The 11,650-nt window shown below is 63.7% G+C and carries 12 protein-coding genes; all 12 read right to left on the reverse strand.

Translation table 11 applies throughout. From position 1 onward, the window contains the following. Positions 1 to 752 precede the first annotated feature (752 nt). The 12 genes from gspD to CQ002_RS23155 all read right to left on the reverse strand — a co-directional run bounded on the left by gspD (position 753) and on the right by CQ002_RS23155 (position 11,539). The gene (gene gspD / locus CQ002_RS23100; RefSeq protein ID WP_034107471.1) at positions 753 to 2,876 is read right to left on the reverse strand and encodes a type II secretion system secretin GspD; all 2,124 of its coding nucleotides are present in this window, start codon (positions 2,874 to 2,876) and stop codon (positions 753 to 755) included. Positions 2,877 to 2,881: 5 nt separating this feature from the next. Beyond that, positions 2,882 to 3,400, reverse strand: coding sequence for a general secretion pathway protein GspN (locus CQ002_RS23105; RefSeq protein WP_034107473.1), 519 nt, complete (start codon positions 3,398 to 3,400; stop codon positions 2,882 to 2,884). Beyond that, positions 3,397 to 3,999 carry a type II secretion system protein GspM gene (gene gspM, locus CQ002_RS23110; RefSeq protein ID WP_034107475.1) on the reverse strand — a complete coding sequence of 201 codons (603 nt, stop codon included), beginning with the start codon at positions 3,997 to 3,999 and terminating at the stop codon, positions 3,397 to 3,399. The genes CQ002_RS23105 and gspM overlap by 4 nt, the downstream gene beginning before the upstream one ends. Beyond that, complete coding sequence (locus CQ002_RS23115) at positions 3,974 to 4,966, reverse strand: type II secretion system protein GspL (RefSeq protein ID WP_098466937.1); 993 nt, start codon at positions 4,964 to 4,966, stop codon at positions 3,974 to 3,976. Before CQ002_RS23115 ends, gspM begins: the two co-directional genes overlap by 26 nt. Continuing rightward, positions 4,963 to 5,664, reverse strand: a complete 702-nt coding sequence (locus tag CQ002_RS23120) for a general secretion pathway protein GspK (RefSeq protein WP_105162559.1) — start codon at positions 5,662 to 5,664, stop codon at positions 4,963 to 4,965. The genes CQ002_RS23115 and CQ002_RS23120 overlap by 4 nt, the downstream gene beginning before the upstream one ends. Next, the gene (locus tag CQ002_RS23125; RefSeq protein WP_034107481.1) at positions 5,661 to 6,230 is read right to left on the reverse strand and encodes a prepilin-type N-terminal cleavage/methylation domain-containing protein; all 570 of its coding nucleotides are present in this window, start codon (positions 6,228 to 6,230) and stop codon (positions 5,661 to 5,663) included. The genes CQ002_RS23120 and CQ002_RS23125 overlap by 4 nt, the downstream gene beginning before the upstream one ends. Beyond that, positions 6,227 to 6,559 (reverse strand): type II secretion system protein, encoded by a 333-nt coding sequence (locus CQ002_RS23130; protein WP_034107483.1) that lies wholly within the window; start codon positions 6,557 to 6,559, stop codon positions 6,227 to 6,229. Before CQ002_RS23130 ends, CQ002_RS23125 begins: the two co-directional genes overlap by 4 nt. Continuing rightward, positions 6,556 to 6,981, reverse strand: coding sequence for a GspH/FimT family pseudopilin (locus tag CQ002_RS23135; protein ID WP_069077794.1), 426 nt, complete (start codon positions 6,979 to 6,981; stop codon positions 6,556 to 6,558). The genes CQ002_RS23130 and CQ002_RS23135 overlap by 4 nt, the downstream gene beginning before the upstream one ends. A gap of 7 nt (positions 6,982 to 6,988) precedes the next feature. Next, the gene (locus CQ002_RS23140) at positions 6,989 to 7,378 is read right to left on the reverse strand and encodes a type II secretion system protein GspG (protein WP_010209194.1); all 390 of its coding nucleotides are present in this window, start codon (positions 7,376 to 7,378) and stop codon (positions 6,989 to 6,991) included. A 13-nt stretch (positions 7,379 to 7,391) separates the two neighbouring features. After that, complete coding sequence (gspF, locus tag CQ002_RS23145) at positions 7,392 to 8,588, reverse strand: type II secretion system inner membrane protein GspF (RefSeq protein ID WP_034107488.1); 1,197 nt, start codon at positions 8,586 to 8,588, stop codon at positions 7,392 to 7,394. After that, positions 8,585 to 10,246 (reverse strand): type II secretion system ATPase GspE, encoded by a 1,662-nt coding sequence (gene gspE, locus CQ002_RS23150; RefSeq protein ID WP_177431180.1) that lies wholly within the window; start codon positions 10,244 to 10,246, stop codon positions 8,585 to 8,587. Before gspE ends, gspF begins: the two co-directional genes overlap by 4 nt. Before the next feature lie 252 nt (positions 10,247 to 10,498). Beyond that, positions 10,499 to 11,539, reverse strand: a complete 1,041-nt coding sequence (locus tag CQ002_RS23155; protein WP_105162560.1) for a LacI family DNA-binding transcriptional regulator — start codon at positions 11,537 to 11,539, stop codon at positions 10,499 to 10,501. Positions 11,540 to 11,650: the final 111 nt, after the last annotated feature.

Raw genomic sequence — 11,650 nt, forward strand, 5'->3', positions numbered from 1 at the left:
TTGACGATTGGTACCATCCGAGGTCAGGGGTAGGCTGTTGAGTTCAAACATAACGGAATGGATTTTAAAAATATAATGCTATTTGGGTATAAGCTAATATTCTTGTATTTCATTATTTTTGAGTTTGTTTATTCATATAAGTAATGTCTTTTTGCGATCAGCTCGCGTGGGGTTGGGTGCCCAACACTCGGCACCTCGCCTAGGCTCGGCCTGCGCGAACGAGGGCTTGAATCCGTGAGCCGGCCAAGAACAAAAGCCGCTTCGTCTGATGAATAGAGAACCAACTGTGGGAGCTGGCTTGCTCGCGAAGGTGGTTTGCCAGTCACAGATTTACTCGCTGACACACCGCCTTCGCGAGCAAGCCCGCTCCCACAGTTGACCAAGGTCGACAGTAAGAGATCGATCGGCTCTCAGGCCGCTGTGCTTGGCTGGGAAATCAATCACACACCCGCTTTTCTGTGGGAGCTGGCTTGCCTGCGATGCAAGCAGCTCGGTACATCAGGCAGAGCCGGTTGATGCTATCGCAGGCAAGCCAGCTCCTACCTTTTTACCGAGGTCGACAGTCAGAGATCGATCGGCTTTCAGGCCGCTGTGCTTGGCTGGGAAATCAATCACACATCCGCTTTTCTGTGGGAGCTGGCTTGCCTGCGATGCAGGCAGCTCGGTACATCAGGCAGATCCGGTTGATGCTATCGCAGGCAAGCCAGCTCCCACCTTTCCGCCGCTACCGCAGCAATGGATCTGTACGCCACCTACCTCCCCGCCTCCCCCCCAGGCCGCAACAACTGCATCTGCTGCCGATAATCATCCGTCACCTGCCGCGCCTGCCCACTGCTGGTAATCACCTTCGGCGTAATCAACACGATCAACTCCGTGCGATCCTTGGACTTACTGGTACTCCCAAACAACCACCGCAACCCCGGTATCTTCCCCAGATACGGCACCGCACTCACACTCTCTGCGTTGTCCTGCTTGATCAACCCCCCCAGCAACACCGTCTGCCCACTCTGCACCGCCACCTGCGTCGACACCGAACGCGTCGAGATACGCGGGTTCACCGGTGTGTCGCTGTTACCACTCTGGTTCTCGGCATCACTGACCTGCTGCTGGATATCCATGTACACCAAGCCCCCCGGATTGATGCGCGGCACCACGTCCAGGATCACCCCGGTCTGCACGTACTCGACGCTGCTCAAGGTGGTGTCCGCATCCCCGGTGTTTACGGTGGTCTGGCTGATGGGAATGTTGTCCCCCACCTGAATCTGCGCCGGCTGGTTATTCATCACCACCAGCGACGGCGCCGACAGCACCTGGGTGCGGCCGTTGGTTTCCAGTGCATGCAATGCCACCTGCAAATTCGAGCTGACGAACGAATAGAACAACGAATCCGTCGCCCCCAGCCCTGCCCCGCCGCCGCCGAGCGCGCCTTGGCTCCCGGAGGCATTGCCCACGGTGGTGCTGGAGGAATTGCCCGCCAGGCGCCCCAGGTACCACTGCACGCCAAGGTCCAGTTCACCGGTCAGTTTGACCTCAAGGATGCGCGTCTCGATCTGCACTTGCAGGGGCGGGTTGTCGAGGCGCTTGATCGCCGCCTCGATCTCTTTCCACTGCGCGGGCCGGGTGCGCACCAGCAGTTGGTTGCTGCTTTTTTGCGCGGTGATGCGGGTGCCGGCCTCAAGGCCGCTGGCAGGGGCGACTTCCTTCTCTTCCGGCTCCGCTTCTTCAGCCGCAGGCGGGGTGTTCTGCAAGCCACCGTTAGTGGGTGAAGACAAGGTGGTGGTGCGCAACCCCGGCGCGACCTTGGCCGGCGTGTCGTCCTTGATCGCGCCGGTACCGTAGATCTGTCGCAGGTACTTGGCCAGGTCGGCGGCCTTCATGTTGCGCACGTCGTAGACGTACATCTGTGGCTCGTTGCCGCCGCCCTCGTCGATGGTGCGGATCCAGTCGCCCACTTCACTGAGGTACTGGGGCTGGGAAGAAATCGCCACCACCGAGTTGGTCCGTTCGATCGGCAAAAAGCGCAGCATGCCGGCCAGGGGCATGCCGCTGTCGGGGCCGAACATGCTTTGCAACTGGGGCATCAACTCGGCCACGGAGGCCCTTTGCAAACCAAAGACGCCCACCGACATGCCCTTGAGCCAGTCCACGTCAAAGGTGTCAATGGTGTCCTGGTAGTTGGCCAGTTCATCCGGCGTGCCGGCCAGGCTGAGTACGTTACGCGCCGGGTCGACCAGCAAAAATGCATTTTCGCGGGCGAACGGCTTGAGCAACTTCTGCATCTCGGTGGCGGAGATGTAGCGCAGTGGAAACAACCGCGCCGACAGACCGCTGGACGGTGGGGCCACGCTCATTTGCGGTACCAGCTTGCCCGCCACCGCCTGGCTGGCGGGCAGGATCACGTAGCGATTGCCTTGCTTGATCATCGCATTGTCGGTCCAGGACAGCAGGGTTTCGAGAATCGACAGCGCCTGCTGCTTGTCCACCGGCTTGGACGTGGAAAAGCTCACGTTGCCCTTCACGCCTTGGGCGATGCTGTAGTTTTCGTGCAGCAGGTCACCCATCACGCTGTTGATCACTGCCTCGATAGGCTGGTCGGCAAAGTTGAACACGATATCGCCGCCCTCCTCCTTCGCCACCGACTGCGCTGCGGGCGCGCGGACGAATTGCTGGTTGCCGCGAATCAGTTGGCGCTGCGGCGGTGATTTCACCGAGGGTTGCACCGTTTCGGGCACGGGTTGCTCAACCGGCGGGCGCTGCGAGCCGGTGCCCTGCATGGCTTCGTGCAGCAGGTCATCGTCGGGTTCGAGACGGTCGGGGAAAGTGCCGCAGCCACCCAGGGCAAGAGCGGTGGCCAGGCAAAACGTTGAGGTGCGCATGTCGATCAAGGGAGGGGCTCGCGGGGCAAAGTAATGGGGGGCCGGTTGGATGGCGGCGGCAGGCGCTTGGCATAGAGACTCAAGGTCTGGGTGCGGCCATCCAGGCTGAAACGGGCGTATTGCGGGGTCAGGTGGTCCAGGCGCCAGCCGTTGGGCAGGGCCTGGCCCAGGCGAACGGTCAGCAGCGGGCCGTCGACCTGCTTGAGCATGGCCATTTGCAGATTGCCGGTGATCATGATGCCGCTGAGGGTGAGATTGGCCAGGCTGGTGACCTGTGCCTTGCCCACCACGCGGTCGGGGCTGCGATCGGGACTGAACAACGGTGCCTGCCAAGTCGCCGCAAGATCGTCCAGGGAGACCGTGGGCGCAACTTGCACGGTGGCCGACGCGTGGGCACGCGTCGGCGGCTCAGGCAACCACTGCGGCTCGTCACCGATGCTGCTGAGGATCACCGCCATCAACAGGCCCAGCAACCCGGCCAGACCGAGCAAGCCCCACTCCACGGGGCGCAATCTGCCGATCATGGCGTCACCCGCGACGGTTGCAGGTAACCGCGCACCAGCAGGTGCACCACCAGCTTGCCCGCTCCGCCACTGGCCGGCGCCTGCTGGCTGCGGCGGATGCGCAGTTCATCGACAAACAGGAATGGCGGCTGGTACTCCAGTTCATGCAACAGCACTTCCAAGGGTTCGATGGCGCAGTTGAGGGTCAGGCTGACCTGGACCTGGCGATACGGCTCGCCGTCGTCCTGCTCCGGCGTGATGGGCTTGCGCTGGGTCAAGCTGCAACCGCCGCCGAGATCGGCGTGGCTGTTGATCAGGTCGGCGAGGCGTTGCATCAGGTCGGCGGCCACCACGTCGGGGTCATCGCCGGGCAACAGGCTGGTGTTGCTGGCCGGGTCCTGCCGCGCCTGCTCGAGCTGTTGGCGCAGCGCATCGCGTTGGCGTAATACACTGGCGTACCGTTGCTGCTGCTCCCGCAATTGCTCGGCCTGTTCGCCCATGTCGCGCAGGGGGCCGGCGAACCAGCTGTCGATCAACAGCCAGTAGGCCGCGCCGACCACCACGGCCAGCACCAGCAACGCGGCGCCGCGGCGTTCACGGGGTGTGAGGGGTCGGCGCATCGGCGGCCTCCTGGCGTAGATGAGCACGCAAGGCAAACTGGTCCTTGCCGGTGCGTGCATCGGGCTGGATCACCCCTTCGAACTGGGCGTTTTCCAGGCTGCGGCAACCTTTGATACGGGTGATCAGCGCACTGGCCTTCGCGCTCTGCCCGGAGAGTGAAATCTCGCCGTCCTTCACATCCAGTTGATCCAGCCAGGTGTCGGCGGGCAGGCAGGTGGTCAGGTCGTTGAGCAGCGCGGCCAGCGGCGGTTGCGCCAGTTTGCGCCGAATGAGGTACTGCGCAGCGCCCCGGGTAGTGAGCAGTTGCTGGCGCAGGGCATGCACCTCGGCGACTTGGGCTTTTTGCGCTTGGACGCTGGCGTGCATGGCGTCGATGACGCGCTGACGGTCGTTGAGCCACAGCAGCATCGCGGCAATCAGCAAGGCGCCGCACAGCCATGGCAGGCTGCGTTGCAAGCCCATCCCGGCGGGGCGTTGGCGCGGTCGCAGCGGTGTGGGCAACAGGTCAATACCGAGGTTGGCCGCATCGACGCGATGGGGATGCAGGCCGAGGGCAGCGCAGTCGGCGAGGATCTGGTCCAGGCGCTCGCGCAGGATCGCCACCAGTGTCACCTCAAGGTGAGTGGGCGTGCGTCGTTCCTGCCGCGCGACAAAGTAGAGTTGATCGGCCTCGTACGGGGTGTAGCGGTCCAGTTCATAACCGACCACGGCACTCAGGTTGCGTCCGGCGGCCAAGGGCAGTTGTATGCGCTGCACCAGCACGGCGTCGGCCGCGAGCATCAGCACCTGGCGCGTGCTGCCCGCGGTAACCGGCGCTGCCAATGGCCAGTGATGGACCTGTTCGGGCGGTTCTTGCCGTGCCAGCCAACTCGGCACACAGGCACGCAATTCGGTTAGCCACACACGCCAACCCTGTTGCAGCAGGCTGCCGCGCCAATGCCGGGCGATGGGTTCCAGTCGATTCATTCTTGCCAACGCAACACCCGGTAGGGTTGTGCGCTGTCCTCCGATGGGCTCAATAAAACGGTGACTTGCAGCCGCGCCTGATAACCGCCGGGGCGCTCGGCCCGGCTGTCGACCACCAGCACTTCGCCAGGGTCGACACCTTCAGCGTTTTGGCGCGGCAGGTTCAGCGCCTTGCGCATCAGCGGGCTGGCGAAGGCGGGATCGGGGCGATCCAGGTCGCTCCACAACGTGATCTCGGGCAGCAATTGGCTGTAGAGGGTTTGGGTCATGCCGGGCAGTTGGCGCACTTCCTCCAGCACCCGGAACGGCGCCAGGCCCTGGTGACGGCGTACTTCGAGTGCCTTGGCCAGTTGCGTGGCCTGGGCCGGGGTGGCGCCGCAGGCCAGGGCCAGGTGCGTAAGGTCCTGCAGGTCGGCGTTGATGAGGTACAGCTTGCCGCGCTCGCTGCGCAGGCTCACGTGCAATTGGGCGTCGTCAAAGGCCAGGGGGATATCACGGCCATCGGCGACCCAGCGTCGGTCGGCCATCACCTGGGCGATCCCGGCTTCGGCGGCCAGGACGGTCTGGGTGTGCTGGCGCAGCCACAGGGCCTGGCGGCTTTCCAGTTGCACCCACCCCGCCAGGCCGCCGAGCAACACGCTGAGCAACGCCAGCACCCACAGCACCAGCAGCAAGGCCGCACCGCGTTGGCGCTTCATTCTTCGACACTCCCGCTGGACAGGTTAAGGCGCAGGGCAATCACCTGGGTGACCCAGGGTACCGGCCCCCCGACGCTGACAGCGATGCGCACCGCTGAAGGCAGGCGCCTGGGCCACGGCCACGCATTGACCCAGCCGGTCGGCTGACCCAGCGGCGATAGGCCGCGATAACTGAACTGCAAACCCTCGATGTTGTTCAACAGCACCTGGGGTTCTCGTTGGGAAAACCCGACCTGCAAACCCCGTTCGACCTGTTGCAGGCTGAACCGATGAATCCCACCACCGAGCACACCGGGCAAGGTCGAGACAAACTCCAGGTGCTGCGCCGTGCCGACAAAAAAACCATCGTCCTCGCCCACCGCCAGCGGCAACGCTTCGCTGATCGCCGTGCGCAAGAACTGTTGGGCGGCGCGTACTTCGTCCAGGGTCACCGTATACGCCTGGGCCTTGGACACCGCCCGATTGGCCCCCAGCAATGCGCCCCCGACCAGCACCAGCAAAACGCCGAGCAAGCTGAGCACCACGAGGATTTCCAGCAAGGTAAACCCCTGCTCGCGGCGCTTCACAGGCGCGCCTTCAAGGTGCTGAAACGGGCCTGGTGCGGACCCTCGGTGAGGACCAGGTCGAGACGAAAAATAGCGGCTTGCTGCCGGGTGCTGGTCAGTTGCCAGTGGATGCCGTCGAGTTCGCCCTGGCTGACACCGTTGCTCAATCGCCCCGCTGCCTCCTGGTCGAAAATCGTCAGCGCTGCGTGGGTGAGCCGGTCACTGTGGGCCACCTGGGACAACGAGCGCGCGCTTTGGCCGAACGCAACCAGCAGCACCGTGCTGCATACCGCCATCAGCGTCAGGGCGGCGAGCATTTCCAGCAACGTGAACCCGGCCTGGCGCTTCATGGCAGTGCCTTGGACTGCACGCTGCCAGTGAGCCAGCCGATATCGATGCGCCAACGCCGTGTGCCGTTGGCCACGAGCAGATTGCCGCCGGTGGAGCTGCCGTCAGGGTAGAACTCGACGGCAGCGCCGACCTGTTCGGCGGTGTGCAGCGTGACACGCAGTTGCGCCGGCCAGCGTTGCAGCGCTCGCCCCGGCGCCTGGAAGGTGCGCTCACGTAGATCGAACGACGTACGCGCGGCCTGCCCGCTGACAATCGCTCCCGCCCGTGTGGTACGCAGTGCCTCCACCATCTGCCCGACCGCCTGGCGCTCTTTCGCCGCCTGCAGGCCCTGGTGCACGCCCAGCCCCAGCAAACTGGCGGCCAGGCTGATCAACAGGATCACCACCAGCATTTCCAGCAGGGTAAAGCCGCGCTGGAACATGGCGACATTACTCCCAATTGCCCAGGTCGGCGCTGTAGCCTTCGCCGCCCGGCTGGCCATCCTGGCCATAGAAGATCAGGTCGAAGGCCCCATGTTCGCCGGGAAAGCGATAACCGAAGGCGTGCCCGAACGGGTCCTTGAGGTCTGAGGGCTTGGCATAGCCGCCTGGCCTGTCCACCAGCTGTTGCAGGCTGGTGGGCGGTGCGCCGACGTCAAGGGCGTAGCTGTCGATCTTCATGCTCAGGCTGGCCAACTGGGCCTTGCCCGCGCCGTACTTGCCCTTGTCCACATTGCCGCCGACCTGGCGCACGACAATGGTGGCGACGATGCCCAGCAGCACGATCACCGCGAGCATTTCCAGCAGGGTGAAACCGCCTTGGCGGCGTGGTTTTCTCATGGGTTCAGCTCCTTCATATATGGCTGGTCAGGCTCATCAGCGGCAGCATGATCGCCAGCATGATCACCGCCACCAGCACCGCCATGACCACGGTCAGGGAAGGCACCAGTGCGGCGAGCAGGCGGTCGATGCCGCGCTTGGCGTCGACGTCGAAAATGTCGGCGACCTTGAGCAACATGCTGTCGAGTTCGCCGGCCTGTTCGCCGACTTCAATCATTTGCAGGGCCAGCTCGGGCAACAATGGCTGGCTGCCGAACGCGCTGGCGAGGGTGCCACCGCCTTTTACCGACTCCGCCGCACGCCCGACCTGGGCCTGCAGCGCGCGATTGGTACAGACTTGCCGCGCAATCACCAAGGCGTGCAGCAACGCCACGCCATTGCTGAGCAGGGTGCCCAGGGTGCGGGTCAGGCGTGCTGCCTCGACACGTTGCAGCAACGGGCCGATCACACGAATGCCGAGCAGGTGCCGGTCGTGTTTTTCTCGAAATGCGGGGTCACGCAGGCGTGCGGCCCATAGCCAACCGGTCAGGACCAATCCGGCCAACAATGCCAGGCCATAGCGGCCGAGGAACTCACCCAGGGCCAGGATCACTTCGGTGATCCACGGAATCGGCACGCCCAGGTCCTGGAAGATCGGCACGAATTGCGGCACCACATAGGCCAGCAAGAGGGCCAGGGAACCAAGCACGCCCACCACCAGGAAGGCCGGGTAGATCAGCGCATTGACCACTTCGCCGCGCAGCCGCTGGCTGCGATCCAGGTAGTCGCTGAGCTGGCGCAGGGTGCTTTCCAGTGCGCCACCGGCTTCACCGGCCCGCACCATGCTCAGGTACAGCGGCGAGAAGCTGGCACCCTCCTGTTCCAGGGCTGTGGACAAGGGCTTGCCGGCCTTGACGTGATCACGCACGCGTTCGATCAGCGCGCGTACCTGGGCTGGGCCGGGTTGCTTGAGTAACAGGTTCAACGCACGTTCAAGCGGCTGGCCAGCCCCCAGCAGCGTCGCCAATTGCTGGGTAAAACTCACCAACGCCTGGCCCTTCAACTGCCCGCGTGCGTTGCGCAGCAGGGGGCTGGCGGCCGACTCAATCTGCAGCAGCAGCAGGCCGCGCTTGTGCAGGGTCGCGACGGCGGCGGCTTGGTCCGGGGCTTCCAGCGTGCCGTTCTGTGGCACGCCCTGACTGTCGAGGGCGCGGAATTTGAACAGGCTCACGCGCCCTCTCCACGGGTCACGCGCAGCACTTCTTCCAGCGAAGTAATCCCCGCCAGCGCTTGGCGCAACCCCTCTTCATGCAGGGTGCGCAGACCCGCACGCCGGGCAGCCTGCTCAAGGGTGGCGGCGTCCGCATGGCCCATCAGCAAGCTGCGCAGTTCGTCGTTCATCACCAACAGTTCGGTGATGGCGCTGCGGCCGTGATAGTCCCCGCGGTAGAGCAGGATCGGGCGTTGTTCAGTCAGGCGGTCCAGCCCATGTTCGGCGATCAGTTCGGGCGGCGCCTCGAAGGCAACACGGGTGGCCGGGTCCAGCCGCCGCACCAGGCGCTGGGCGAGGATGCCGCTGACGGTCGAGGCGATCAGGTAGCTTTCCACGCCCATGTCCAGCAGCCGCGTGATGCTGGCGGCGGCGCTATTGGTGTGGAGGGTGGAGAGCACCAGGTGCCCGGTGAGGGACGATTGGATGGCGATGCGGCAGGTTTCCAAGTCGCGGATCTCGCCGATCATGATCACGTCCGGGTCCTGGCGCACGATGGAGCGCAGTGCCCCGGCGAAGTCCAGGCCGATGGCTGGCTTGACCTGGATCTGGTTGATGCCTTCAAGCTGGTATTCCACCGGGTCTTCCACGGTGATGATCTTGCGTTCGGCGGTGTTGAGCCGCGACAGCGCGGTGTAGAGCGTGGTGGTCTTGCCGGAACCGGTGGGCCCGGTGACCAGCAGGATGCCATGGGGCCGTTCGAGCAGGTCGAGGAACGCGGCCAGGCGCTGGCCGTCGAAGCCTAGGCTGGGAAAGTCGAACTGCACGGTTTGCCGGTCCAACAGGCGCATGACCACCGACTCGCCAAAACTGGTGGGCACCGTGGACACCCGCAGGTCCAGCTCCTTGCCCTGGATACGCAGCATGATGCGCCCGTCCTGGGGCAGCCGACGCTCGGCGATATCCAGCCGCGCCATGATCTTCACCCGTGAAATCACCGCGGCCGATGAACTGGCCGGCGGCGCCTCGGCGTCGTGCAGCACGCCGTCGATGCGGTAGCGCACCTTGAGCTGGTTTTCGAAGGGTTCGATATGGATATCCGAGGCGCGCTGTTCCACCGCGCGCTGCAGGATCAGGTTGACCAGCCGGATCACCGGTGCTTCAGAGGCCATGTCCTTGAGGTGTTCGATATCCTCCTGGGCCCCGCCCTGCTCATCGAGGTTTTCGATCAGCGTGCCCATGGCGGAGCGGCCCTGGCCGTAGTAGCGCTCGATCAGCGTGTCGACTTCATTGCGCGGGCCGATCGCCAACCACACCGGCACCTGGCACGCATAGGCCAGGGCCTGGAACGGGTACAACTGCGCCGGGTTGGCGGCCAGCACTCGCAGGCCGCCCTGGGTCCACCCCATGGGCACCACCTGGTAGTGACGCATGAAGCGTTCGGTCAAGCCGGGCAACGGATCGAGCAACGGCGGCGCGGCGTCGGCCAGCAGCAGCGGCGCGCCGAGCAAGGCAGCCCAGGCGCGGGCCAGTTCGACTTCGGAGACCAGGCCCAGACGTGTCAGCAAGCTCAGCAGGTCATCCGTGGACACGCGTCGGGCGCGCTCCAGGTCGACGGTTTTCAACCCGGCATGCTGCATCAGCCACGCGCACACCTGTTCTGTGTGCGGGATCTGCATCTGGCAGGCATCGATAGGCGCTGACGACATAATGTTCAGGTATCTAGTATTGCGGAAAAGTATGGCTATTTGGAACTACATGAAGAAGCCATTAGTTAGCCACAACCCAAGCGAGAGTAAGCCGGGGTTATCGACTGGAAGTTATAGCTCTAGTTCCTGAAGGAGGGGAATAAAATAAACACAATTGCCAAGAAGCCCGGTACAGAGCCTTAGCAGCCATTTGCCATTACCTCACTAGTTGCAATTAGCCACTTATGCACTCTCACGCGCAATCAAACGACATTTCAATAAATTCAAACGGCTTACTTCATCTTCAACCGGCAGCACCCCCAAACTTTCGAGTACCCGCGTCGCGGCCAATACACCAATTTCCAACGCCGGCGGTTTGATGGTGCTGAGGCTCGGCAACAGCATTTCGGCAAACGGATAATCGCCGAAACCGAGCACCGCGCAGTCCCGGGGGATGTTCAGCCCGGCACGCTGCCCCGCCAGCAAGCCACCGGCCGCCAGGTTGTCGTTGGCGAAGAAGATCGCATCCGGCGGCGTGGCATGGCGCATCAGCGCCTCCATCGCCTGCTTGCCCGCTTCGAAGGGCGCGCGGTCGGCATCGGGGGCGAAGACCCAAGGTTGCACACCCAGCTCGGCCAGGGTCGCGGCGAACCCCTCACCCCGCTCCATGGCGCTGAAGTCGCCCGGCGCGCTGTTCTGCACGAAGGCAATGCGCCGATAGCCCTGGCCATGCAGGTAGCGTGCGGCGGTGACGCCCACGTCGTAGTGAGAAAAACCGATCTGCAACGGCGCACGCTCGGGCACGTAGTCCCAGGTTTCCACCACCGGGATGTCCGCGTCGGCGATCATTTTCTCGGTGCCCGCGCTGTGGAAGTGGCTGGTCAGCACCAGCGCTGCCGGCGACCAGCCGAGGAACGCACGCACCGCGTTTTCTTCCTGCTCGGCGCTGAAGTAACTCGACGCCAGCAACAGCTGATACCCATGCCGACTGAGGGTGTCACTGAAGCCCTGGATAGTGTTGGCAAAGATCGGTCCGGAAATGTTCGGGATAACCATCGCCACGATGCGCCCACGCGCCGAGGCCAGCCCGCCAGCCACCAGGTTGGGCACATAGCCCAGTTCGGCCACCACCGCGGCAATCCGCTCGCGGCGCTCGGGCGAGACCTGCTCCGGCTGGTTGAAGTAACGCGACACGGTAATCGCCGACACCCCAGCCTGGCGGGCCACGGTGCCCAGGGTGACGCGCCCGGCGCCACGGCGTTTGCGCGGTTTGTCTGCACTCACGGGAGGATCCTGTTAAAAACTAAAAAGAATATAGGACTAATTTTTCAGTATTTGACGTTCTAAACCACACTTACCAATAATGCCGATGTTAGCGCTAACAAAGCGCGCTGT

It is taken from the genome of Pseudomonas sp. MYb13 (assembly GCF_002980075.1).
Taxonomy (GTDB): domain Bacteria; phylum Pseudomonadota; class Gammaproteobacteria; order Pseudomonadales; family Pseudomonadaceae; genus Aquipseudomonas; species Aquipseudomonas lurida.